The 25,440-nt window shown below is 36.2% G+C and carries 27 protein-coding genes and 1 pseudogene; 19 read left to right on the top strand and 9 right to left on the bottom strand.

Features of this window, described 5'->3' with window-relative positions; all coding sequences use genetic code 11:
- On the bottom strand, window positions 1–1,008 hold the full coding sequence (locus HX062_RS12000; protein ID WP_182626932.1) for a glycosyltransferase family 2 protein: 1,008 nt from the start codon (window positions 1,006–1,008) through the stop codon (window positions 1–3).
- Between the two features lie 4 nt (window positions 1,009–1,012).
- Window positions 1,013–1,471, bottom strand: coding sequence for a type I restriction enzyme HsdR N-terminal domain-containing protein (locus tag HX062_RS11995; protein WP_182626930.1), 459 nt, complete (start codon window positions 1,469–1,471; stop codon window positions 1,013–1,015).
- A 52-nt stretch (window positions 1,472–1,523) separates the two neighbouring features.
- Between HX062_RS11995 and holA the strand changes: the two genes are divergently transcribed.
- Window positions 1,524–2,528 carry a DNA polymerase III subunit delta gene (holA, locus tag HX062_RS11990; RefSeq protein WP_182626928.1) on the top strand — a complete coding sequence of 335 codons (1,005 nt, stop codon included), beginning with the start codon at window positions 1,524–1,526 and terminating at the stop codon, window positions 2,526–2,528.
- 6 nt (window positions 2,529–2,534) lie between these two features.
- Entirely contained in the window at window positions 2,535–2,723 is a 189-nt protein-coding gene (locus HX062_RS11985) for a CAL67264 family membrane protein (RefSeq protein ID WP_002986661.1), read from the top strand.
- A gap of 182 nt (window positions 2,724–2,905) precedes the next feature.
- Here HX062_RS11985 and HX062_RS11980 read toward each other — a convergent pair whose 3' ends face one another.
- Window positions 2,906–3,094, bottom strand: a complete 189-nt coding sequence (locus HX062_RS11980; protein ID WP_182626926.1) for a hypothetical protein — start codon at window positions 3,092–3,094, stop codon at window positions 2,906–2,908.
- A gap of 447 nt (window positions 3,095–3,541) precedes the next feature.
- Entirely contained in the window at window positions 3,542–4,756 is a 1,215-nt protein-coding gene (locus tag HX062_RS11975; RefSeq protein WP_286467582.1) for a hypothetical protein, read from the bottom strand.
- Between the two features lie 401 nt (window positions 4,757–5,157).
- Between HX062_RS11975 and ettA the strand changes: the two genes are divergently transcribed.
- The 5 genes from ettA (at window position 5,158) to HX062_RS11950 (ending at window position 10,239) form a co-directional block, all read left to right on the top strand.
- Window positions 5,158–6,846, top strand: a complete 1,689-nt coding sequence (gene ettA, locus HX062_RS11970) for an energy-dependent translational throttle protein EttA (protein ID WP_182626922.1) — start codon at window positions 5,158–5,160, stop codon at window positions 6,844–6,846.
- Window positions 6,847–7,154: 308 nt separating this feature from the next.
- On the top strand, window positions 7,155–7,580 hold the full coding sequence (locus HX062_RS11965) for a hypothetical protein (RefSeq protein ID WP_286467581.1): 426 nt from the start codon (window positions 7,155–7,157) through the stop codon (window positions 7,578–7,580).
- A gap of 126 nt (window positions 7,581–7,706) precedes the next feature.
- Window positions 7,707–8,105 (top strand): hypothetical protein, encoded by a 399-nt coding sequence (locus HX062_RS11960; protein WP_182626919.1) that lies wholly within the window; start codon window positions 7,707–7,709, stop codon window positions 8,103–8,105.
- A 287-nt stretch (window positions 8,106–8,392) separates the two neighbouring features.
- Entirely contained in the window at window positions 8,393–9,643 is a 1,251-nt protein-coding gene (locus tag HX062_RS11955) for a site-specific integrase (protein WP_286467580.1), read from the top strand.
- A gap of 95 nt (window positions 9,644–9,738) precedes the next feature.
- Window positions 9,739–10,239, top strand: a complete 501-nt coding sequence (locus tag HX062_RS11950) for a GNAT family N-acetyltransferase (protein WP_286467578.1) — start codon at window positions 9,739–9,741, stop codon at window positions 10,237–10,239.
- Between the two features lie 94 nt (window positions 10,240–10,333).
- On the opposite strand, the gene HX062_RS11945 is transcribed toward HX062_RS11950, so the two are convergent.
- From HX062_RS11945 to HX062_RS11935, 3 genes are all read right to left on the bottom strand, one after another.
- On the bottom strand, window positions 10,334–10,615 hold the full coding sequence (locus tag HX062_RS11945) for a helix-turn-helix domain-containing protein (RefSeq protein ID WP_286467577.1): 282 nt from the start codon (window positions 10,613–10,615) through the stop codon (window positions 10,334–10,336).
- A gap of 48 nt (window positions 10,616–10,663) precedes the next feature.
- Window positions 10,664–10,960 carry a helix-turn-helix domain-containing protein gene (locus tag HX062_RS11940; RefSeq protein ID WP_076752779.1) on the bottom strand — a complete coding sequence of 99 codons (297 nt, stop codon included), beginning with the start codon at window positions 10,958–10,960 and terminating at the stop codon, window positions 10,664–10,666.
- Between the two features lie 386 nt (window positions 10,961–11,346).
- On the bottom strand, window positions 11,347–11,841 hold the full coding sequence (locus tag HX062_RS11935) for a DUF3408 domain-containing protein (protein WP_286467576.1): 495 nt from the start codon (window positions 11,839–11,841) through the stop codon (window positions 11,347–11,349).
- Between the two features lie 517 nt (window positions 11,842–12,358).
- On the opposite strand from HX062_RS11935, the gene mobA reads away from it, so the two are divergent.
- Together mobA and mobB are read left to right on the top strand one after the other, a co-directional pair.
- Window positions 12,359–12,793 (top strand): conjugal transfer protein MobA, encoded by a 435-nt coding sequence (mobA, locus tag HX062_RS11930; protein WP_286467574.1) that lies wholly within the window; start codon window positions 12,359–12,361, stop codon window positions 12,791–12,793.
- Window positions 12,794–12,797: 4 nt separating this feature from the next.
- The gene (gene mobB, locus HX062_RS11925) at window positions 12,798–14,060 is read left to right on the top strand and encodes a conjugal transfer protein MobB (protein ID WP_286467573.1); all 1,263 of its coding nucleotides are present in this window, start codon (window positions 12,798–12,800) and stop codon (window positions 14,058–14,060) included.
- 21 nt (window positions 14,061–14,081) lie between these two features.
- Here the strand turns inward: mobB and HX062_RS11920 are convergent, their stop codons facing one another.
- Window positions 14,082–14,714 carry a response regulator gene (locus tag HX062_RS11920; RefSeq protein WP_286467572.1) on the bottom strand — a complete coding sequence of 211 codons (633 nt, stop codon included), beginning with the start codon at window positions 14,712–14,714 and terminating at the stop codon, window positions 14,082–14,084.
- Window positions 14,707–16,668: a tetratricopeptide repeat-containing sensor histidine kinase gene (locus HX062_RS11915; protein ID WP_286467571.1), complete on the bottom strand. Its 1,962-nt coding sequence runs from the start codon at window positions 16,666–16,668 to the stop codon at window positions 14,707–14,709. The genes HX062_RS11920 and HX062_RS11915 overlap by 8 nt, the downstream gene beginning before the upstream one ends.
- Before the next feature lie 163 nt (window positions 16,669–16,831).
- Between HX062_RS11915 and HX062_RS11910 the strand changes: the two genes are divergently transcribed.
- From HX062_RS11910 to HX062_RS11865, 10 genes and pseudogenes are all read left to right on the top strand, one after another.
- Complete coding sequence (locus HX062_RS11910) at window positions 16,832–17,293, top strand: hypothetical protein (RefSeq protein ID WP_286467570.1); 462 nt, start codon at window positions 16,832–16,834, stop codon at window positions 17,291–17,293.
- A 54-nt stretch (window positions 17,294–17,347) separates the two neighbouring features.
- Window positions 17,348–18,355 (top strand): OmpA family protein, encoded by a 1,008-nt coding sequence (locus tag HX062_RS11905; protein ID WP_286467569.1) that lies wholly within the window; start codon window positions 17,348–17,350, stop codon window positions 18,353–18,355.
- Window positions 18,356–18,523: 168 nt separating this feature from the next.
- Window positions 18,524–19,063 (top strand): hypothetical protein, encoded by a 540-nt coding sequence (locus tag HX062_RS11900; protein ID WP_286467568.1) that lies wholly within the window; start codon window positions 18,524–18,526, stop codon window positions 19,061–19,063.
- A gap of 56 nt (window positions 19,064–19,119) precedes the next feature.
- Complete coding sequence (locus tag HX062_RS11895) at window positions 19,120–20,061, top strand: hypothetical protein (protein WP_286467567.1); 942 nt, start codon at window positions 19,120–19,122, stop codon at window positions 20,059–20,061.
- Window positions 20,062–20,072: 11 nt separating this feature from the next.
- Window positions 20,073–20,363, top strand: a pseudogene (locus HX062_RS11890) (YggS family pyridoxal phosphate-dependent enzyme); the annotation flags it as partial.
- A gap of 319 nt (window positions 20,364–20,682) precedes the next feature.
- Complete coding sequence (locus HX062_RS11885) at window positions 20,683–21,360, top strand: RteC domain-containing protein (protein ID WP_286467565.1); 678 nt, start codon at window positions 20,683–20,685, stop codon at window positions 21,358–21,360.
- A 330-nt stretch (window positions 21,361–21,690) separates the two neighbouring features.
- Window positions 21,691–22,485, top strand: a complete 795-nt coding sequence (locus tag HX062_RS11880) for a HipA family kinase (protein WP_286467564.1) — start codon at window positions 21,691–21,693, stop codon at window positions 22,483–22,485.
- A complete protein-coding gene (locus tag HX062_RS11875) occupies window positions 22,472–22,846 on the top strand; it encodes a DUF3037 domain-containing protein (protein ID WP_182626915.1) in 375 nt (124 codons plus the stop codon). Before HX062_RS11880 ends, HX062_RS11875 begins: the two co-directional genes overlap by 14 nt.
- A gap of 2 nt (window positions 22,847–22,848) precedes the next feature.
- Window positions 22,849–24,639, top strand: coding sequence for a TrkH family potassium uptake protein (locus tag HX062_RS11870; RefSeq protein ID WP_286467562.1), 1,791 nt, complete (start codon window positions 22,849–22,851; stop codon window positions 24,637–24,639).
- A 14-nt stretch (window positions 24,640–24,653) separates the two neighbouring features.
- Window positions 24,654–25,337 (top strand): potassium channel family protein, encoded by a 684-nt coding sequence (locus HX062_RS11865; protein ID WP_182626911.1) that lies wholly within the window; start codon window positions 24,654–24,656, stop codon window positions 25,335–25,337.
- Window positions 25,338–25,440: the final 103 nt, after the last annotated feature.

Genomic DNA, 25,440 nt, shown 5'->3' with positions numbered 1-25,440 from the left:
TTATTGTTTATTGTGAATTGTAATGAAATTCTTTTTTCTACAGACAAAGTACGTAAAAATTATGGATTTTTCAGTGAAATAATTGTTAATGTTTGTAAATTCAATTTTGTTTTTCATTTTTGAGAGGCGTTTGTAGAAGGCAAAATGGGAACGAATAATTGCCCAACAGTGCTTTGGTTGCAACAAGAATAAGTGGTAAATACCCGCAAGGCCATCTAGGCATAAACGAATAAAAATGGTGCTAAACTTATGATGAGCAGGGAGGTTTTTGTAAAGCATCATCAACGAGTTTCTGAAGTTTAGATAAGTCTTCTGGGGATTGGCGTAGTTTAAGGTAGCCCCTCCCACGTGATAGACGGTTGAAAAACCGCAATATTTGATGCGGTAGCCTCTATTTTGGGCACGCCAACACAGGTCTATTTCTTCTTGGTGAGCGAAAAAGTCTTCATCAAAACCATTTAGTATTTTAAAAACGTCGTTTTTAATAAAAAAACAAGCGCCACTTGCCCAAAAAATTGAGGCAATATCATCGTATTGTCCTTCGTCTTTTTCAATGGTAGAAAAGATGCGTCCTCTGCAATAAGGAAAACCGTAGCGATCAATATAACCGCCACCAGCCCCCGCATATTCAAAATAAGCTTTGTTCTTGTAATCGAGTATCTTGGGTTGTACTATTGCTAATTCGGGATCCTCTTCGTATAATTCGGCAATGGGAACCAACCAATTTTCCGTTACTTCAATGTCAGAATTGATTAAAATTAGAATCGGCTCTGTCAATGCTGCTACCCCTTCATTATACCCTTTGGCATAGCCGTAGTTTCCTTTATTTTGTATGAGTCGTACACTGGGATAATCGCGTTGTATCAGCTCCTGACTCCCATCTGTAGAGTTGTTGTCCACAACGTATACATTAGCTTGCGGAGAATAAGCTACCAACGTTGGTAAAAAAGTCTCCAATAATTTCTTTCCATTCCAGTTTAAGACAACTAAAGCAAATTGTTTTCCCATGGGGTTATTCGGTTTTTAAAGAAGAGTAGTTGGGTAGTGCACGCAAAAAGAAATAACTTTCTTTCTCATAATCCATTTGACAAAAATAGTGTTGCAAGCCGTTAGTCACGTAAAGATGTGTGGCGCGCAGCTGAAAATTATAGCGCGCAATTTGATCAAAGGTTTGTTGTGTAATAGCAACGGAAGGAGCTTTGCACTCCACCAAAACTTCAATTTCGCCATTGGGTCTAAACACAACAACGTCATATCGCTTGTTCATGCCATTGATTTTTACGATTTTTTCAACGCTAATTAGTGAGATAGGATATCCTTTAACCACCATCAAATCGTGGACAACATGTTGTCGAACCCATTCTTCAGGAGTTAGAAGAATAAATTTTTTACGGATCACATCAAAAATAGATATCTTATTTTCACTATTTTTGAATCGGAAATCAAAAGATGGAAAGTTTAATCTTTGCATAATACAAAGATATTTGTTTAAGCGGATACTACAATTTTAAGTAAATTATATTTTGGAACAACTCAAAGAAATCGTAAGAAATATTAAGAATAAGACCATAGCTCCTGTTTATTTTTTGATGGGGGATGAGCCTTATTATATTGATAATGTTGCGGATTATATAGAAAGTAATGTATTGACTGAAGAGGAAAAGGGGTTCAATCAGATGATATTATACGGTAGAGATGTGAGCATTCAAGATATTGTTTCCAATGCTAAGCGCTTTCCATTGATGGCTGAAAAACAAGTGATTATTGTCAAAGAAGCTCAGGATTTGGCCAAGACTATCGAGCAACTAGACGATTATGTCAACCAACCACAGCCATCTACCGTACTGGTGTTTTGTTATAAATACAAGACGATAGACAAACGTAAAAAGTTGTATAAGAGCCTCCAAAAACACGCGGTTCTCTTTGAGAGCAACCGACTAAAAGATTATAAATTAGAAGGGTGGTTGCAACAAACGGTGAGCAAGAGAGGGTATGGTATTGATCCTAAATCGGCAGCCATGTTAATTGAGTTTTTGGGAAATGACCTCTCTAAAATAGTGAAGGAATTAGATAAATTGACTCTTATTGTACCCAAAGGTCAGCCTATTACAGCTGAGATTATTGAAAAGAATATTGGTATAAGCAAAGATTACAATAACTTCGAGTTAATGAAAGCGATTGTCGATCGCAATCAGTTACAAGCGTATAAAATTGCAAACCACTTTGCACAAAACCCTAAAAACAACCCTTTTGTGGTAACCATAGGTATTGTGTATGCGTATTTTTCTAAATTGCTGTTGTATCACGGGTTGCAAGACAAATCGCCGCAAAATGTGATGAAGAGCTTAAAAGTTGTTCAATATGCAATAAAAGATTATGAATTGGGGTTTAAAACCTATCCTATGAAACGCGTGAGTCAAATTATTGCGCATTTGAAAGAGGTGGATTTAAAAGGAAAAGGAGTCGGAGCGACTCAACTACCACAGGGAGACTTGTTAAAGGAAATGTTGATGAAAATCTTTAATTAAAAAGAAATGGCAAATAATTTGAATAAAAATAAAATATTGGGATATGCAACCTTGATTATGATTCTGATGGGAATCGTACTCATTGCCTTGGGAACGTTAAAATACTACGAGATTGCTGGTTGGGGATTTGCCGCTGTAGGAGTGGGCTTCTTGGCTATTGCCTGGGTATTTAACGCGCTAAAAGGGCGCGTCTAACTGATCCTTACTCCGATTAAGGTCTGGGTTTAGATAAAAAAATGTAAGGGTTATACGTTGTTTTAATCTATACTCAGATCCAATATTCTTAACGTAAGACAAAATAAGGTAAAAAAAAAATCTTGTAATTGATTATTGTTTTTATTCAAAAAACGGATAATCAGTTACAAGATCCTACATACTTAAATTCCCAAGTGTTCTTCGTACTCATCATAATAATTTTTTTCTTCCTCCTCTAGCTCTACGTACAGTCCAGCTGGTATTTCAGCTTCGCTCAGTGGGTAATTTAAATTTTCGCCTACAGATTGGTTTGTTTCCACATCCTGCTCTTGTAGGTCTTTAAAACGGATCGTTTTCAAAAATATTTCCATACAATTCATGTGTTTTTTCTTACTTTAAATATAGTAAAAAATATTTGATTATTTTGGGTGTTTTTGATTAATTGATTGATATTTTTAAAAACTTTAACATATCTAAGGTTTTCGTTTGCTGAATAGGTGCTGATTTAACTCTTTTTAAGTGTTATTGTGCTTTTGAACCTTCTATGGGAGCTGTATGGAACAATAGCCTAGATGCTTTGTGCAGCAGTGGACTGTCTTGGATTGCAATAGGGGTGATCTGACTTTTGTTCTTATCAACTATTTTGTCTTTTTCAACGAATATCTGTTTGTCTCTTGTCTTGGAGTATGCTAGTTAGCGATAACGCGATGTTATTTTGAAGACCTTAGTGTCGGGAGACAGTATGCGAGTACAACCACATATATCAAAAAAAAGAAGCTAACGGATGTAGCTTCTTTCTTAAAATATAGTAGAATCACTTATATTTTGTTTAAAATTAGTGCATTCGATTTTTGAGGGTACATTACATATTCAAATAAAGTTGCACCTAACGCTGTAGAAGATGTGAATTCTTCAATGGTTAAGTAATAAGTATATGCTCTGTTTCTATTTTCTAATATCAAGGTGTTATTTGAGTACTTCTCGTATTTAGTTAAGTATTGAATAGATTCGATATTAGGAATATTCGCGGTGTTCTCTGCCTTTGTAATTGCACAAGTGCCATTTTCGTTAAAAGTAATGGTGAAGATTGGTAGTCCATTTTGTTCTGCTTGCCACGTTCCGATGAGCTGTTGGAGATTTAAAGAGACATCTTCTTTTTGGCGAATTAAACGCCCGTGTTGCCCTTGTTCGTGAATACCTGATACAGTTAAGACAACATCCAATTCATTTAAAGATAGGTATTCTTTAATTGTGATAATAGAATAATCAGTCATTTTGAGACCAGATGAAATAACGTCTAGGTGAATTTTATCCCCTACTATGCGGTAATCCCCTTGCATTAACATTCCAAAATAAACAAAGTCGAAGGTATTACCCTCGTAGAAGTTGTAAACAATATCGTGTGAAGTAGCATTGGTTAACTTCCATTTTCCGCGGATGATTTGATCGAGTTTCGGCTGAACTTGTTCTTCCTCTTTTTCGATTTGAACAGAAATTTGGTTTGATTTAACGTTATCTTTAACTGCGTAAAAGGTGAGGTATTCTTCGTCTGAAGCTTGAACAGTATAGATATTTCCTTCTATAGGTGTATTGTTTACGTAAAAAATTGCACGGGCTGTAAGGTCTTTTTGCTCGCTATTTGTTGCAGAAAAAGTAATTTTTTCGTTGACTTTTGCCTTTTCTTTATTTGCTTTAATGGTTAGGGTTTCTGTTGCCACCGTTATGGTTAAGGCTTGACTGTTGAGGTAATTTGCCTTCGTAGCTACAACCTTATAGCTGCCAACTGCCGCTGCTTTAAACGTATTGCCAACAATTTTCTGATCGTCGACTAAGAGGGTGGCGTTGCTAACTGGTTTTCCCTTGTTGTCAGTAATTTCAAAAGATACTTCTTCGCCAAGTAATACGCGATCTGCATCGGCTTTTAGTATTAGAGTAAGTTCTTCTTTAGTGGAGGAGTCATCACTACTACAGCTAAAAACAAAAGTGCTTAGCAGTAAAATTACTGCAAAATGGATAATTTTTTTCGTAAACATAATTGATTATTTAATGATATCGCAAATATATAGCAATCTATTTTTATTTAGATTAAATATTAATAAAAATATAATAAGGTTGTATTTTATTGATAATTAATCTTTTGTGTTGTGTATTGTTTAGAACAGGAAGAGAATTATAACTTTTGTTTTCTTTTATAAGGAGAATAAATCGCTAAATGAGAATGCAAGGGAAGAGGAAATTAAGAATAAGAAGAAGGGAGCTACGTGAGCCTTTTAGATAATAGCAGGGAAAAGCAAATAAGGAGATAGGGGGAGGATGAAAAATATTTCTTATCTCCGTAATAATGTGTATTTTTGGGGTATTCGATGGTTCTAGGGTTACTCAGGGTGAGTAACAACGGTGGCATCACATCATTATTCAATCAATTTTTTACTTTATGTCAGACGATAAAAAGGTAATTTTTTCCATGTCGAAGGTGAGTAAAACGTACTCATCAACAAACAAAACAGTTTTAAAAGACATTTATTTGAGCTTCTTTTATGGGGCTAAAATTGGTATTTTGGGTCTTAACGGTTCAGGTAAATCTTCGCTATTGAAGATTATTGCTGGAGTGGATAAGAACTACCAAGGAGATGTTGTATTTGCACCAGGGTATACTGTGGGGTATTTAGAGCAAGAGCCAGAGTTAGATGAAGAGAAAACGGTAATCGAAATTGTAAGAGAAGGTGCAGCTGAAGTTGTGGCTATTCTCGATGAATTTAATCAGATTAACGATATGTTCGGTTTGCCAGAGGTGTATGAGGATGCGGATAAGATGCAAAAGCTCATGGACAGACAGGCTGAATTACAAGATAAGATTGATGCGGTAGGCGGATGGGAGTTGGATACAAAACTAGAAATTGCAATGGATGCGTTGCGCACACCAGATCCTGATACGCCAATTAAAGTGTTATCAGGAGGAGAGCGTCGTCGTGTGGCGTTGTGTCGTTTATTGTTGCAAAATCCAGACGTATTACTATTGGACGAGCCGACCAACCACTTAGATGCAGAGTCTGTGCATTGGTTGGAGCAGCACTTACAACAATATGCGGGAACGGTAATTGCAGTAACCCACGACCGTTACTTCTTGGATAACGTAGCAGGGTGGATCTTAGAATTAGATAGAGGAGAGGGAATTCCGTGGAAAGGAAACTATTCTTCTTGGTTGGATCAAAAAGCAAAACGCTTAGAACAAGAGGAGAAAACAGCCTCTAAACGTCGTAAGACCTTGGAGCGCGAGTTGGATTGGGTTCGCCAAGGAGCAAAAGGAAGACAAACCAAACAAAAAGCAAGGTTACAGAACTACGATAAGTTGTTGAATGAAGATCAAAAACAACTAGAGGAAAAGTTAGAGATATACATTCCAAATGGACCTCGTTTAGGAACGAATGTAATCGAAGCTAAAGGGGTGGCGAAAGCCTTTGGAGATAAGTTGTTATACGACAACTTAAACTTTACCTTACCTCAAGCGGGGATTGTGGGGATTATCGGGCCAAATGGTGCGGGTAAATCGACAATTTTCCGCATGATCATGGGAGAACAAACGCCAGATGCAGGAACATTTACTATTGGAGATACGGTAAAAATTGCCTATGTCGATCAGTCGCATTCCAATATTGATCCGGAGAAATCTATTTGGGAAAACTTCTGTGATGGTCAAGAATTGATTATGATGGGAGGACGTCAAGTGAATTCTAGAGCGTATTTAAGTCGCTTCAATTTTGGTGGATCAGATCAAAACAAAAAGGTTGCTACACTATCAGGTGGAGAGCGCAACCGCTTACACTTAGCCATGACTTTAAAAGAAGAGGGGAACGTTTTACTACTGGATGAGCCTACGAACGACTTAGACGTAAACACGCTACGTGCCTTAGAAGAAGGGTTGGATAACTTTGCAGGATGTGCTGTAGTAATTTCCCACGACCGTTGGTTCTTAGATCGTATTTGTACGCATATCCTTGCGTTTGAAGGAGATTCTCAAGTGTACTTCTTCGAAGGGTCTTTCTCTGAGTATGAAGAAAATCGCAAAAAACGCTTAGGTGATGTTGCACCAACGCGTTTGAAATACAAAAAATTAGTTCGATAAACACATGGCATAAAGCACATGCTGAAATATCAAAGAGAGGGTGTCCCAAAAGGTCACCCTCTTTTGTCTTGTATAGCACTAGACTTTTTATCCCGTACTGAAATAAGGATATACAACTTGTATAGGAATCGGATGATTCACCATTACTTCATCGTTGTAGTAGTTTTAGCGTTGACGGTTGACGGTTGACCAAGGTGATCCGAAGCATGGGGTAATAAATTAATAACATTTTCGCTATCTTTTAGTAAAATAAAAAGCAAGGATGCAAAAAAAATAGGGATTAACTTTAAATAAAAAGAAGTTAGTCTATGGAAAGTCTTTATATCATACTGGTGTTACACGCTGAAAATCAGCAAGCGTTCACCTCGGAGTTGCGCACTTTGTTTCCCTTTGGTACGATAAAATTTGTAGCCCATCAAAAGGAGACATTACTTCTTGTTTCTATTGATATGGAGGAGATTTGCTGGACGAATTTTGATGTTTCTGTACTTTTTTTGGAGGACAAGATCGCTGCATTTAGTCATAAACATCCCTATTTAAAAATAGGTGTTCTCAATAAAATAGGGCATTGGCAAATGTGCTTTTACGATGGTTACATCATGAAAAATAGGCAGATCATTTTTGAGCATGCCGAATTATATCAAGGACATGCTCCCTTGTTGAAACAATTGTTGAACTCCAATGAAGTGGCACAAGAAGATGTATTTACTACTTTTTTTGCCAAAGAAATCTAGATGGACATGAGGCGAATAGTGATGAAATTAGGGTAAAGAATCTTTTGTCAAAAGGTTAAAAAAAGCACTATTTCAGACTTAAATACGTAACTTTGCAGGATTGAAAAAAATCAAAAAACGATCGCTATGGTATCATTTAACAATGAAACAAAACAACTGTTGATTCAGGATAATTACAAAGGGAGATTAACTTCTTCTCGATTGATGTCATCTGTTATTTTGGGAATGTCTTTGATTCGCTTGTTTATGGCGGATTGGAACGCTCCGAAAGAGATGGATTATGTTTTTTGCATTATCGCTGCTGTTTTTTTGTTTTTAGTGTACAAGAACTTCATCAAGAAAACAGCGATAGAACAAATAGACAGAGTGAACATCAAGGTGGTCAAAATGCCAAGAGGATTGGCAACCAAAGCAGAGGTGCGTTTAAACAGTGGCAAAGTGAGAGAAATCTTCAACTTAAAAACAAAAGAACAACAAAATGCGCTGCGCAAGATATTGACAAATGCGAAGATAACGATGAAGTAATCCTATAAGGATTGTACTTTTTTAAAATAAAGTTTCAGTAAAAATACATCAAAGATTAATAACAGGCAAAACGGTTGTAAATAAAGACTTTACAGCCGTTTTATGATTTTTGGTAATGAGGTAAAAAGCAGTAAAAAGCGAGGTTTGGCAAAAGTAAGGTTACTAAAACGTTACTTTTAAATATTAGAAACAATCGTTTTAAAATACTGTATTTCAGCTTTCTGCATAGTTTTTCATATTGTTCCGTAGCTCACATAAGTTTAATTTTATCATTAAGAATTGTGAGTATGGAAACGACAAAAAAATCAACGTTTAAGGTATTGTTTTACCTTAAAAAGAACGCTCCAAAGAAAAACGGAAAAGTTACGGTTATGTGCAGAATTACCGTAAACGGCAAACAGTCTGCATTCAGTACAAAGCTGGATATTTCCGCAACAAATTGGGATTTGAAGTACGGCAGGGTTTTAGGTAAAAGCCGAGAAGCCCAGGGCACAAACAGCAAACTTGACAAAATTCGTTCGGGTATCGAGGAATGTTATTCCAAAATCCTGAAAAACGAGGGGGCTGTAAACAGTGCTAAACTTAAAAATGCCTTTCTTGGAATGGAAAGCGGAGAACTAACCTTTTTCAAATTCTATGAACAGTTCCTGTCCGACTACGAGAAAAAGGTTAATAGCGGACTTCGGGTAAATGGCACACGCAGTAAATACAAAATACTTTTGAAACATCTTCGAAATTTTGCACTTACAAAATATGGTTATTCCGATCTGTCCTTTAACGACCTTACACCTGATTTTGTGCAGGACTTTGATTACTACCTGCGTGACGACCAAAGTTTAACACACAACACCATTTGGCTGTATATGATTGGATTTACTACGCTTTGCCGATTGGCAATGAGCAGAAAACATCTTGCTTTTAATCCATTCAGCGAATACAAGAATACCAGAAAGGACAAAGACAGAGGTTATCTGTTGCGGAACGAACTGGAACAGCTCGTAACGTTCAACTGCGAGAAAAAGAAAGACGAATTAGTTAAAGACCTGTTTGTTTTCAGTTGTTTTACGGGACTTTCCTATTCGGATATGAAAGGACTTAAAAACAGTAATATTCAGGATTTCTTTGATGGTAACCAGTGGATTATTGTACGCAGAAAGAAAACGGCTACATCGTCAAACGTGATGCTCTTGGATATTCCGAAAATGATTATTGAAAAATATGCAGGATTGTCAAAGAACGGAAAGGTATTTCCTGTACCATCAAATACGGTTTGTAATGACAGCTTAAAGAGAATATCTAAACTGATTGACTGCCTTGTAGAAAAGAAAGTAACCTTTCATTTGGCACGTCATACGTTTGCTACGCTATTTTTAAGCGAGGGTGTTCCGTTGGAGAGTTTGAGCAAGATGTTAGGGCATAAAAACATTGCCACTACTCAGATTTATGCTAAGATACTCAACGAGAAAGTAGGAAAGGATATGCAAAAGGTATCGCATAAATTTAAGGGATTGGAGCGGTCTTTTGTGGCACAGCTCTGAAGCCAATAAAGTAATTATCGAAAGCCAATGTTATTTACGTTGGCTTTTTTGTAATTTGGCTGTTTAGATAGATTAATCTTGTCAAGCCGTTATATATGAAACAAATTTTAGAAACAAATCGTTTGATATTAAGAGAGTTAAATCCAATTGATGCAAAAAGCTTTTATGATTTAAACTCAAATCCCAATGTAATAAAATATACGGGAAATTCAGCTTTTGAAAATGTGGAAAAAGCAAGAGAATTTCTTGAAAATTATCAGGACTATAGGCTGAATGGTTATGGCAGGTGGGCGGTAATAGAGAAGACAACTAATGAATTTATTGGTTGGTGTGGATTGAAATTTGGCGAAATGGAAAACGAAACTGATATTGGATTTCGTTTCTTTGAAGAAGAATGGAACAAGGGTTATGCAACAGAAAGTGCAGTTGCTTGTGTGCGGTATGGCTTTGAAAATCTAAAATTGAAATGTATAATTGGGCGAGCAATGAAAGAAAACATTGGCTCTATAAAAGTCCTTGAAAAAATTGGTCTTAAGTACGAAAAAGATATAGAATTTGACGGAAAGGAAGCTGTAATCTACAAAATCGAAAAATAATTGATATTTATTCCATAAACAACACAACCCACCGTTTTTAAGCGGTGGGCTGTTTCTTTAATTGACCGATACGGTTACAGTTTCAAACAATCGGCTAACGCTGATAGTTATCTTCCAATACCTTGATAATATCGCTTTCACGAAAAATAATTTTGCGTTCGAGCTTAATAAAAGGTATAAGTCCGTCATCTCGGTACTGTTGCAATGTCCGTTTGCTGATGTGTAGCATCTCGCAAACCTGTTCGCCTGACAGGTAGATTTCCCCTTTTAGTAATGGGTGGAAATATTCTTTGATATACAACAGTTCATTTTTGATGCCTACCACAGCTTCGAGCAAGGCAAGCATATCTTCGTTTGAATTTCCAATCTGTTTCATCTGTTCTTTTTATTTGTTTTTTAATGGTCAAATGGAGTCTTTCAGGGTTCATTTCTTTTGCTTTTTTAATGGTCGCTCTCCCTGCATAAGTAACTCCACTTCGGATAATCTGAAATAAGTTTTCCGATTGATTTGCGTTGCCCCAAGAATGCCCTTTGCCCTGTACGTCTGCAAAGTTCTTTTGCTAATGTTCAGTAGCTGACAGGCTTCCTGTTGGTCGAGCCATTTAGTTGCCTGTTGCAGTGCTTTGTAGGGTGCAGTCATTTCCGCTATCAAATTGGAAACTTCCTTAACTTCCCTATGCAGTGCTTTTAAAATCTGAATGTCTAAAACTGTTATTTCCATATCTACATCATTTAAACCTCTAAAATAAAAGCTATTCACATAGGTCATTTTAATGTTGCATCCGATGGCGGTATTTGGCTTGTAGTTGCTAAATACAATGATAGAAGTATTTGAAAATATTGCCAAAAAAGAATAAAAAGGTAGCAAAGGTAAGGCGGACAGCCACCGCACCACCCACCCAAAAGCTTACGGCATAATGACAGGGCAAAAAGGTGGCTTCGCCGAGTTTGTTCTGTTGCCCTGCCCCCTTCGGGACTTATTCCGTTTCCTTTTGGTTTTACCGCTTGTCCGCCTTGTTAAAATGGCTTTCTTTTTTTTCTGTTTTTTTCTTTTGGAAAATATTTTTTGAGAGAGAGCAACGCATCGCACCTGACAACACACCATAATCAGAACAACGGCTTATGTTTCTCGTTATAGATTTCCTTAATCAACTCCCCGAACTCCTGAAAGTGGTATTCGATAATGTTATCCAAATAGGCGTAAATCGTAAGCTTGTCGATGCCCATAATGTTTGTAAGTCTGTTGAACATTTCGTGGTGTTCTTGCCGTACATAGACCGATTTGCCCCTGCTTGCTGTTGTCGTAGGGATTTTAAAGAACTGTCCGCAGTAGTCCTCTTTGGTCAGCTTCTTTGGTTTGGAAGTACTTTTTTTAGTATTGTTCGCTGACAGTCTTGTACGCTCCACTTCAATTTCAGCAGGTTTTTCTCCTGCCATTACCTGCATAATAGCTTCTTCGTCTACTTGGGGTTTAGCAGAGTCTTCCCGATGTGTTACTGCTTGTTGTTCCGTAGAAGGTTGCTTCTTTTCATCAGTCAAGAAATTTTCAATAGAAAAATCCGCTGTTTCAGGTTGGTGATTTTTGTTTTCTTCGTGTGTCATATCTATCGTTTTTAATGTTATCTCAAATTAGCTGTTTGGTTAGCTGAACAGTCAGTTGTATATATCATTGCACCTATGCACCTATATATTTCCAATTAACTAAAAAAGCTAATGGATTGCCTGCAATCACGCACGCTGATTTGCCATCTAAATTGATGCTGTTTAGTTACTTCTTTAAAAGCATAACTAGTCAGCCAGCCAGCTATACACAAAGGAAATAAAAGCGACCTCAATCTCAATTCAGGTGGCAGTCAGAGGCACTATTTGGAGTTCATTGTCATGGCTTTAAATAGCTGTTATTCAAATACTCTTACCGAAATTTGTAATGGAAGCGATGGGTTTTTCCTACTAACTACAATCCGTTTGCAAAACGGATTTTTCTGAACCCTTGTTCAGAGCAAGTTATCTTTTGAGGTACTCGAAATAAATTTCGGCACCTAAAAAGCACTTGCCCTTGCAGGTGGGCTGGAAACGGCTCCGAAGTCGCACGTTTATTAAAAGTTAAAAATGGATTATTATGGAAGAGAAAAACAGAAAACAGATTAGAAAAACAGGAAGAAAACCAAAGATTGACCCTGCCGTCAATCGGTATTCCATCAACCTAAATGCAGAAGACAATGCTAAATTTCTTGCCCTTTTTGACCAATCAGAAATGAAAGTAATTGCTCATTTTATTACAGCCTGCATCTTTCAGAAGACGGTTAAGACCGTTAAAATTGATATGGATGCAATAGAATATCACGAAAAGTTGACTCGATTTTTTAGTCAATTTAGAGCAATAGGAACAAATTATAATCAGATTGTGAAAATATTATACCGAAATTTTTCAGAGAAAAAAGCAGGAACGTACCTATTTAAATTGGAAAAAGAAACCATAGAATTGGAAAAAGTCACGAAAGAGGTCATCCGTTTAACACAGGAATTTGAAGAGAAGTATCTGAAAAAAGATTAAAAATATGATTGCAAAAATTGGAAAAGGAAGCAATATGTACGGTGCAATTTTGTACAATCAACAAAAAGTAGATAAGGAAAACGGAGCGGTTTTATTACTGAACAAGATACCCGATACGGTGGACGGCAGGTATTCTGTAGCCTATTTTAATAAGTGTTTTGAACCATATTTATCAGCAAATATCAAAACAGAAAAAACAGTAAGGCACATATCACTGAATCCAGATCCTTCAGATAAAGTCAGCGATGAACAATTTACAGATATGGCTCAAGAATATATGGAACGTATGGGCTACGGCAATCAGCCGTATATCGTGTTCAAACATACAGACATAGACCGCACGCATATCCATATCGTTTCGACCTGCGTGGGAATTGACGGCAAGAAAATCCCTGATGATTACGACCACCCACGCTCAATGGCTATCTGTCAGGATTTGGAAACTAAATATAACCTGAACAAAGCCACCGAGCAGGAGAAGAAACAAGTCAACAAAGTTTTTAAGCCTGTAAATTATAAATATGGAGACATAAAAAGTCAAATTGCTTCGGTGGTACGTCATCTGCCCAAGTATTACAGCTTTTCTACGATGGGTAGTTACAATGCTTTACTATCACTTTTCAATATCACAGCAGAAGAAGTCAAAGGCGAACGGAACGGTCAGTCAGTAAACGGATTGGTGTATGTGGCATTGGATGAAAACGGAAACAAGGTAAGCAATCCGTTCAAGGCATCACTATTTGGAAAAGATGCAGGCGTTGCAGAACTTCAAAAACATTTTGAGCACTCCAAAGAGAAAATGAAAACCAACCCTGCGAGGTCAGTATTAAAGAATACCATCGAATTGGCTATACATACTACAAACAGCGAAACGGATTTTAAAAAGCAACTTGTAGAACAAGGTATCAATACCATTGTCCGCAGGAACGACAGCGGACGGATTTATGGTATAACTTTCATCGACCACGAAAGCCGTACCGTTTGGAACGGCTCACAATTAGACAGAAACTTGTCGGCAAACGTATTCAACGATTGGTGGAAAAACGGTAATAAACCCGAATTGAAGATACAAGATAACCCTATTTCTAAAGCAAATGATATAGACAACCTACCGACAAAAGACCTTTTTGAGTTTCTTTCACAGGAGCATTCACCTAATACCTATATAGGATTGTTCAGCCTGTTATCCGATGCACAGGGAGAGGATTACGAGGAAGAACAGTTTGCTAATCGGATGAAGAAAAAGAAGAAAAGCAGGAGATTGTAATTTTGTTTGACCTGAATTAATTTAAATCAATTGATTTTCAGTGGCTATTTTAATCAGCTCGATCATATTTCTTACTTTAAACTTTTGCAATAAATTCCTTCGATGGGTTTCTACCGTTATCACAGCTATAAATAATTGTTCGGCTATTTCAGCTGATGTACTTCCTTGGGCAATTGCTTGAAGAATCTGTTTTTCTCTTTTGGTTAATCTAGGCAGCTCAAAATCTGTAACTGAGCTTCTCAGCATAATTTCTTGTACTTCTTTACTCAAAGCCAAGTCACCAATCAATGCCTTTTCTATGCCTTCAATTATTTCTTGGGAATCGGCATTTTTTAAGATATAGCCATTTCCTCCATTTTCTAAAAAACGAAAAATAATACTTCGTTCAGCTTGATTGCTTAATGCAATGACGATAGATTTTGGCGCTTTTTGTTTGATTATTTTGCAAAAATCCAATCCGTTTCCATCGCTCAAAACAATATCCAGCAAAACGACATCTATTTTGTTTTCCTGAATAAAATCTATGACAGCAGCTCCTTTGGTAAAAGAAAAAACGTGAAACTTCGTATCTTTTTCTAATAGTGATTTCAATCCTTCTAAAATCATTAGATGGTCATCAACTATGGCAAGTTTTATCTTATTTTTATCATACATAGCATTCCACATTTATGGTAGTTCCTTCTCCTTTATTCGAAGCAATTTCAACCGTTCCGTTAATCAATTGAACTCTATTTTGTATATTCATTATGCCTAATCCGTATACGATTTCAGATTTATCAAAGCCTATTCCGTCATCTTCAATGGTTAAATTCAGTATATTCTTATTTTGGCTGATTTGCACAATAACATTGGTTGCCTGAGCATATTTTGTAATGTTGCTAATGCTTTCCTGTGCGATACGATACAACGCCATTTGTGTTTTAAATGGAATGTTTTCTGATAAATTAAAGGCTTCAAACTGAATGGCAAACTGTTTTTGTGTCATCGCTTCGCACAATTCTTTTAGAGCGATTTCCAAACCAAGGTTTTTCAGTGTTTCGGGCATCAGATTCCTGGAAATACGACGCATTTCAACAATAGATTTATCTAATTTTTCAATTACCTTTTCTTTATTAAACGAATCATTAGCCGAAATCGTCATTCGTATATTTGCTAACATACCGCCCATGCTATCGTGTAAATCCTGTGCAATTCGTTGTCTCTCCTGCTCTTCACCTTGTAATATGGCTTGTGTTGCTTCGTATTTACGTTGATTTTCTATATGAAGTAAATCCTGCTCATGACTCAGACTGATTTGTTTGTTTAACTTTTGTTGTTTCTTGTAATTGATAAAAATTAAAAAAGCAATAATCAAGCTTAATATAAGAGCAATAACCAAAATAGTCATTCGTAGATTTTTGTTTTTACTCAATAATTCATTTGCTTTTTTCTCTTTTTCTAAATCGTTTATTTTTTGTTGTTTATCAGCTGTTTGATGCAAAATTTCCAGTTCGTTCATGTTTTCTAACAACTTGTTTTGTTGTAAGCTATCACCTAACAAACTTGCTTTTTTCATCCATTGATAGGCTTCTTTATATTCGCCCAAAACATCGTTAACCGCTGCCAATTGGGTATAAGTTATTCTGCGATTTACAGCTTCTTTAGCCAATACTTTTTCAGCTAAAATATGCTCTAACTGTGCTTTTGCTTTACGATAATCTTTTTGCATCAAATACACATTGTACATTCTAAAATACAACATGTGCAATAATTTCGTTTGATTGCTCTCTTTGGCTAATTTGGCTCCTTTACTTAGGCTGGCTAATGCATTATCAAAATCCTGAATAGTAGTATAATACATAGCTTCCTGATAATAATAATTAGGATAATGCTGTGATTCAGGAAAAGGCTTCATAAGTTCTTTTGCCTGATCCAAATATATTTTAGCCGTTTTACTATCGGGTTTGTAGCAATAATTACTTACCAAATTAAAGTAAGTAATCAGGTGTACACTATTCTTGTTTTTTATTTTATCAAGCTGTTCTAAGGCTTTTTTATGATACTCTTCAGCCGTGTCAAATTGCCCAACCGACATAAAGGTAAGTCCTAATTGCGTATAATTGTACGCTAATAATTCGGTATTATTACTTTTTTCGCTCAACGGAATACAATATTCTGTAAGCGTTTTAACCATATAATCATATCCTTTGTCTTCTACTTGTATATAAGCATAATTATACCATGATTTAATTAAAAAAGCGATGTTGATCGAGTCGTTTTCAAGAGCTTTTATAGCTTGCTCGTAATATGTTTTTGCTTGTGATTTACTACCTTGGTTAGCATAGAAAACCCCTTGATAGTATTCTAAAATTCCTTTAGCTAATGAGTTTTTTTGAGAAGATGATAGGACTTTATCAAGTGCTTGTTTACTTTTTAAACTATCTGTTTGTGCCCAATATTCAGATAGTAAAAGCGTATTATAAAAGCGAACACTATCACTTTTCGTATTTTCAATGATACGATTAATTTGTTTTACATAAGCTACTTCGTCTAAAGGAACAAGTTGTTGGGCTTGTAACATATTGCCTAAAAACAGCGTAACTATTATGATCAGAGAGTTTCTATACATCACTAAATAATTAAACCGCAAATATCCAAATAAAAGAGCTGTCATTTTCTGTTTCCACAAAAAATCATTGTAAACCATTAGAAATAATATCAAGGTTTTTGATGATTGTTCATAGATTACTATTTATATATATTTGCTTATTATAATAAAATTGAAAATAATCATGAAAAAAGTAAACACAAAATTTGCTCTTTTAGCACTTGCCACAGTATTAGCATTAGGAACAGTAACTACAAGCTGTAGTAAAGATGATGACAACGGACACGAACAACCAGTACAAGGTACTATTGATGCTGCTGTGGGAACGTATAAAGGAAAGTTAAACACAAGTGATACAAATGGTGTATATGAATGGTTCGATGCTATTGTAATCGTTACAAAAGAAGGAAGTAATAAATTAAAAATTACCGCAAAATCAGGCGAAGAATATTCGTATGTAACTCCTAAAACTTTCACTGTTGAAACTTGTGCTTGTTTTGGCGAAAATACACAGGATATTGTTTCCTTAACAGGTAGTTTAGAAGGTATCTTTCATTATTATGGATCTAATAAAAACATTAGTGTGAGCACAGATGAGCAATCCGCAACAGATGTTTATTTTCATTTTGATGGAGTTAAACAATAAATCAGGTTCTAATTGAAATTATTATCTTTAGCTTATCAAAAAAAATATATAAAAATGAAAAAAAAAGCCATTATTCTTGGGGTGTCAGCATTGATTGTCTCTTGTAATCAATCGCCAAAACAACAGGAAAGCACATTAGATTCTACAGAAACTACCGTTGAATCGAACGAAGCAAAAACAGCAGATACCAATGTCTCTGCTGATTTCAATATAGAAGACATTCCATTTTCTACTACCGATATTGGCGATTTTCCTTTTATTAATTTACCTAAAGGATTAGAAGCTCGAAAAGGTGCCATACAAAAAAACTTTGATGTTTGTTTCTTTCCTATAAATGGTGTAATGACACCTTTTGAAGGTAAATTGTATAAAGCAAATGTTACTGCAGTTCAAGGCGAAGAATATTCGCAACGCTACTTTGAGAAAAGCATGGAGGATTATTTGCTTTCCGTCGGAGCGGTTAAGGTTTTTGATGGCGAAATCACCAAAGAAGAATTCGAACGTTATAACAAACAAGACCCTAATAAAGGTGGTTCGGGAGATATGGGGTATTGGAATCAAAATATGAAGTTTTATGTTATTCGTTCCCAAGAAAAAGGAAACATTTATATTCAATTCACTTCCAATAATGCGGGAGGAACATTAAATGTATTACAAGAAGAAGCTTTTAAACAAACGATTACCAAAGTAACGGCTGATGAAATTGCGAAGGATTTAAGTGAAAAAGGGAAATCGATTTTGTATATCAACTTCGATGTGGATAAATCTAACATCACAGGTGAAGGAAAGGAAGTGGTAACACAAATTGCAGAAGCTTTGCAGAAAGATAAAAGCTTGAAGATTTCGATTGAAGGTCATACGGATAATACAGGCGATGCTACACACAACAAAACGCTATCAAATGACCGTGCTATGGCAGTGTTAAACGCATTGGTAACTGATGGAATAGATAAAACTCGTTTAGCGGCTAAAGGTTTGGGCGCAGAACAGCCATTGGTTGCCAATGATACAGAAGAAAATAAAGCTAAAAACAGACGAGTAGAACTTGTGAATGTTAAATAATTTATAGTAAATATTATGGTGAAAATCTCAATCAATTATTTCTTGATACTTTTAGTAACTGTATTGGCATCTTGTAGTAAATCCGAAGACAATGGATCTCCAATTGACAACGGAGGAGGTCCGTCGAGTAATACATACTGGCCATTAGCCGTAGGTAATATATGGAATATGGTTAACACAGATGATCCAGGGGATAAATCTGAATATTATCTTCATAAGACATTAATCCATGAAGGTAAAACCTATTATCAATTTAAACCCGAAGGAACAGATCTTGATGTTCATTTAAATATTGGTATTAGAGAAGACAATGGGGTCTTTTATGAGTATCATGGCGCTTCATCGCAGATGGGAGTTAATACTTCGGCAGGAGTCATCACTTCCCTAAACACGAAATTAGCAGTGGGTGAAGTATGGACCGATCAAGTAACTTTAAATATTTCTGGAGCAGCATCTGGCACATTAAAGCACACTAATGAAGGTAAAATATTAGCAAAAACAACTAGCGTTGCAGTAAATGGTAAAACGTACAAGGATGTAATAAAAACAGAAACCAAAAAAACTGTACGAAACAGTATCACTGGCTATTCATTGACAATAATTTACGAAGCGTGGCTTGCCAAAGGGGTAGGTCTTATTTATGAAAAAAACACCTATGATAATGAGGTAGTTGAACAGCACCAATTAACTAGTTATTCTCTTAATTAATCCATAAAACACAGGCTGCTTCTAAAAAAGAAACAGCCTTTTTAAATATTTAATCTATGAAAAAAATAATAACAAGTATTTTTATAACAACTATCTTTCTTTTTTATAATTGTAATTCGTCAGACGAAATCAAACCGACGGAAGACAATCATACAGTTATCAATAAACCTTTTACCGAAGGTATTGTTGAAATGGGCATTTTTAGCAAAGATGTAGATTTAGGAAAAATCATTGGTAAAATAGATTTTTCACGAGAAGATATTACACAGCAATATCAGGATTTACTAACAAATGATGCGGAAGCCAGAGCCATTTTTGAGGTTGTTGAAGACACGAGCAATCAAAATCCATTAGTTGCCTGGGCGATGTCAATGAATATTTCAGAATGTACTTATTTTATAAAAGACAAGGTAGTTTTGGGAAATGTTCGTGGTTTTGGTTGGAATATGCATAATTACCATAATACAGCTGAAGACAAAGGCAGTATCTATTTAGAAACAGTTACCCAATTGGATAAAATTGCCGAACAAGACAGAAAAATATATACCGAGTTCAAGCCTTCAGAGAATGCAGGTGCAAATGCCACAAATACGATTGATTTTAGCGAGTTTAATCGTCAAGTTGAACCTAAAAAACAAAATGTTCTGGGTTATGAATGTGATGTCATTATTTACACACCAAAAAAAGTAGATAACACAATGCCTATGCAGTTGCAAAAAATAGCTGTTTACACTTCGCCGTTATTTAGCAATACCATCAATTTTACACACCCGTTCTATTTAGAAGAAAATAATGGGATTTTGCGTTTAGATATTTATTACCTAAATAATGAAGAACCAACGTTAGTAATGAAACCAAAAGCCATAAAAGAACAAGTCATAAATCAGCAAGATCTAATAAGTAAAACGAGTACACCTATCTATTCTTCTGATGACATGAATTGGGGTTTTAAAGCTTTAGCTATTATGATGAGCGGTTGGGGAGCTGTTGAAAACTAAATTTCATATGGCCCGACAATGTCATTGAATTGGTAAAGCAGGTTGCACAGTTGGAAACCTTGAAAATTAAGGGGCTGATAACAATAGGGTTATTCAGTACCGAAAACGTGCGTAAATGTTTCCGATTGCTTAAAGATATTCAATAAGAAATTATTACTCTAAACATTCCTAACGTAGAAATGCAGGAATTATCAATGGGAATGAGTGGCGATTTGGAAACAGCCATTGAAGAGGGAACAACCATTATAAGAGTGGGTACGGCTATTTTCGGGCAAAGAATTTATCTCGATAGTTATTATTGAGATGAAAACATAAAATACTGTATGGATATATTTTAGAACGAAACACCGAATAAGTCAGAAATGGCAATCAGCAAATTAGAGATTTATGTTGATAGCCCTATACAACACTTATTTTTTGGTGTTTTAGCGTTTTCAATGGTCATCCTACGAGAAGTATAATAAATAAACTAACAGAAATGGCATCTTCATTAAATCATATTAACGCTATTTCGCTGTCTGTACCTAATATCATTGAAGAAGCGTATCAAATGACCATATACCTGCAAGAATACTTGAGGTCAATAAGATAGGATGTTACAACAAAGGGCTTTAAAAACCATTGGGAAGAAATCAATTTCTTTCGGAAATTAAGTCACACATCCTCTCTAAACTCATTTACCACAATAAGATATTCCGCATGCAGACCGCTTGCCCAGTTGACGGAGGGAAAATGTACGCAAGTTATTTTTCAGAGCAATTACGGGAATTAAAACAGGAATACAGAGAGCATATCTACAATTCAGATCTTTACAGGTATTATCGTTCAGGAAGAACCGACCGTGATGAAACTTACTTTAGGTTGAGTAACGTCAATTTCCACGATGGACTGAATAGTTTCGTCTTTGAAATTAACCCGCTGTTTTCTACCTATTATGATAATAAAGTGGCTCGGATAATAGCCAACGAGTTACTCTATACCTACATACTCCAAAAAATCAACGATGATGAAATTGCAGGCTCTCTTTCAGCAAGGGATATTTCATCTGATGGCATTCTTTGGACGGACACCAAAAATGACTTGATAGAACTGATTTATGCGCTTTATGCGAACGGTTCCCTTTCCTACGGTAAGGTAGGGATACGAAAAATCAGTTTGGTTTTAGAAAAATTGTTTCAGATTAGCTTAGGAGATGTTCATCATTCTTTTCATCGAATGAAATATCGTGCAGGTTCCCGAACCGCATTTTTAGATCAACTGAAATCTTCTTTGGAAGAATATATGGACAAGGATTTATAGAGGTATCAAAAACAAAAAGGGAAGGGCATTAAAAATCTTACTGTATTTTAAAAAACTTTTTTTTATATTTGCTATGAGCTAACGGAAACACGTTGAAAAGCAAAGCAATAAGCACCATTACCAAATCGTTACCTGACTTCTTTGATTATCTCTATAAAAGCTTAGTATTCAATCTATACAGCTTTTTCCTGAAAACTTTAAAATATAAAATAGAGGTGTAAAGAAGGGATTTATCCCTTTTTTACTTTTAAGCGGATGGGGTTGCTAGAAACAAAGAGAAAGCTTACTTTTAATAGACCCAATCTTTTGAACTAAATTGAATACACAAACATGAATAAATCACTTGATTTGAGAAGTGTGGTGGTTACACGCTATGTAACTCCTTTGCGCGAAGGGGGATCATTACCTGCTTTGGCCGATGCGGATGATGGTTTTAAATACGTTATTAAGTTTCGAGGAGCAGGACATGGAGTAAAAGCTTTAATTGCGGAATTACTAGGGGGATTACTAGCGAAAACGCTGGAATTACCTGTTCCTGAATTGGTATTCGCGACTTTAGATGAAGCTTTTGGGAGAACAGAGGGGGATGAAGAAATTCAAGACTTACTCAAGTTTAGCCAAGGCTTAAATTTGGGCTTACACTTTCTTTCCGGTGCATTGACATTTGACCCACAGGCCTTCGAAGTAGATGAAATGTTGGCTTCGAAAGTGGTTTGGTTAGATGCATTTATTACTAATGTAGATCGCACTTTTCGCAATACCAATATGTTAGTTTGGCATAAGGAGTTGTGGCTGATTGATCACGGAGCCTCTTTTTATTTTCACCATTCATTTACCAATTGGGAAAAAAGTGCAGTCACGCCTTTTGCGTTGATTAAGGATCATGTATTATTGGCAAAAGCCTCTAAATTAGATCAGGTTAATCAAGTGTTTACCCAGGTATTGACGGATGAGGTATTGCAAGATATTGTGAACCAGATCCCCGTAGATTGGTTACTGTGGGAAGAATCCACCTTGGAACCTGAAGAAATTAGAGCGATTTATTTTCAGTTTTTGCAATTGAGAAGAGAGCAGGCGAGTGTATTTGTTAATGAAGCAAAAAAATTACGCGATGTTAGTTTATGAGTATGCAGTGATTCGATTTGTTCCTCGCGTTGAACGCGGTGAGTTTATCAATATTGGACTTTTGCTTTTTTGTAAACAGAAGCGAATGGTTCAGGGACAGTATTATTTGGATCGCGGAAAACTATCGTGCTTTCGTACGGAAGTGGATTACGATAGCTTAGAAACACATGTGAAGGCGTTTATTTCCATAGCAGAAGCAGAAGCTAAAACAAGCCCTATTAACAGTTTTGATGCTGCAGAGCGCTTTCGCTGGTTAGCTGCGACAAAGAGCTCTTGTATTCAAGTTTCGGCTACACATTGTGGCTTAACAGCGGATATAAATCAAACGTTTGAACAACTTTTTGACGAACTTGTCCTGTAGTTATGCCGTTATTTTATTTCAAAACAATCGTTGTAAATAAGGTGAAGTACTTTTTGGTGCGTTTGCCTTTTGTGCTTAGTTTTATTTCACTTCTAGTTCTGATTTTTGATTTGGGCTTCAATACGCTCAACGACTATCACAGTCATCTACACCATTTGTACAATGTGTGTTTGACTATAGGGATGGTGATTATCTTTTATCGGTATTTTAGTGCATTTCGACAGAAAAAACAGCCCAACTTAGGAGTAAAGATTTTCGATGCGTTTAGCGTTTTACTTTTTTTGACGCTGGTTGTCGTGCGTTGGCAACCTGAGCATACGCTTCGTTTTTTCGATAGTAATGCTGTGATCTTTTTTGCTGTATTCTTGATGGTTGTTCGCGAGTTTTCCATGTTACAGCTCAACTTGAAGAAAACTAAACTCACGCCACCTCAGCTGTTTATTGTCAGTTTTTTATTGATTATTTTCATAGGGGCCTTTATGTTGTCTTTTCCAAAAGCAACAGTTACCCCTGGTAGTCTACGTTATATTGACGCTTTGTTTACTGCTACTAGTGCTGTCTGTGTGACGGGATTATCTACGGTGGATATTGGTAGTCAGTTTACTATATTTGGCAAAACCGTAATGATCTTTTTGATGGAATGTGGAGGATTGGGAATCATGACCATTGCGAGTTATTTTAGCTATTTCTTTAGAGGAAAGGCTTCCTATGGCAATCAATTGGTCCTCAAGGATGTTTCCTCTATAGATAAATTAGGTGATGTTTTTGCCACGTTAAAACGCATCATTATTATTTCTGGCATTATTCAAATAATTGGGATGATTGCCATTTTTATCAGTATTCGAAATCAAGTTTTTGACTCGCTGTTTGACCGCATTTTTTTCGCTGTCTTTCACGGCGTATCTGCTTTTTGTAATGCGGGCTTTTCAACACTACCCGAGAATTTATACACGCTTGAATATCGCTTCAATTACCCGTTGCAATTGATTATTGCAGGGTTGTTTATCATGGGGGGATTGGGCTTTCCGATTGTCTATAACGTCTATAAATACATCAAGCACTTGATCGTCAATCGACTGTTGCCTTTTAGTATAAAAGAAGCGAGTATATACATTCCACGGGTAATTAATTTGAGTACTAAGATTATATTGATCACCACGGCCAGTTTGATTGTGGGGGGGACTGTTATGATATATTGTTTAGAATATAACAATACGCTGTCAGAGCACCACGGCATAGGAAAAGTGGTTGTGGCTTTTTTTACGGCTACTTCTCCGCGTACTGCTGGATTTGCATCGGTAGACAATAATTTATTTACGCTTCCTACCTTTTTGATTGTGATACTGTTGATGTGGATTGGAGCTTCTCCAATTTCGACAGGAGGGGGGATTAAGACAACAACTTTTGCCATTGCCCTATTGAATGTATGGACGCTGATGAAAGGAAAAACAAGAATTGAAGTCAACCGTAGAGAAGTAGACGAATCAGCAGTAAGACGTGCGTTCGCCATTATTTTTCTATCGTTGTTTATTATAGGAATTGCTCTTTTTGCCCTTACTTTTTTTGAACCTAAGATCGATATTATTCGGTTGTCTTATGAGGCTTTTTCAGCCTATAGTACAGCGGGTTTGAGTACGGGTATCACTACTGATTTAACAGATTCAAGTAAGGTAACGCTCATTATGCTTATGTTTGTTGGACGCGTGAGCATTCTAACGCTTTTAATGGCAATTAGCAAAAAGGAAACCATGACAAACTACAGGTATCCAACAGAGGAAATATTGATTAACTAAGTAAGAGGACTAAGATGAAATATATAATTATAGGTTTGGGGAATTTTGGCGCTTCTTTAGCGCAAAAGTTGACGGAGCAAGGCAATGAAGTAATCGGAGTGGATAAAAATATGGCTCGTGTTGATGCCAATAAAGACAAGGTTTCACATACTATTTGTTTGGATTCAACCGATCAGTATTTGGTTGCTGGTCTTCCGTTGGGAAATACGGATATTGTTATCGTAGCGATTGGAGAAGATCAAGGGGCTAATATTATGACAACGGCAGTATTAAAAAATCTCAATGTCAAGCGATTAATTAGTCGTGCCATTACACCTTTACACGAAAATGTCCTACAGGCGATTGGTGTAGATGAGATTGTACATCCTGAAGAAGAAACGGCCGAACGTTGGGCAAAGAAATTATGCATCAAAGGTGTGGTAGACTCCTACGAGATCAACGGGCGTTATAGTATTGTAGAAATTACCATTTCCGAGCGTTTCGCCAACAAAACTTTGGGAGAGATCGGATTCAGAACCAATTATAATTTAGTAGTGTTAACGACCTTAAAAGTGCGTGAAGAACGCAACTTCTTTGGTGCTCAGCGAAAATTTCACGAAGTACAAGGGATTGCTTCCTATGATACTATTTTGCATCAAGGAGATATTATGGTGATTTACGGTGACAATAAGGACATCAAACGCATTTTGAATGATTAAAGGAAATGGATGGGAGAGAATGGGGGAATTATCGAATACTAAGTGTAAAAAAAGGTTCGATTGTTTTTAAACAATCGAACCTTTTTTTATTAGAAATTCCCTT

Source organism: Myroides sp. DF42-4-2 (assembly GCF_030326445.1).
Classification (GTDB): domain Bacteria; phylum Bacteroidota; class Bacteroidia; order Flavobacteriales; family Flavobacteriaceae; genus Flavobacterium.
Note: the sequence above shows the minus strand (reverse complement) of the source record. Positions and strands in the feature narration are given on the sequence as shown.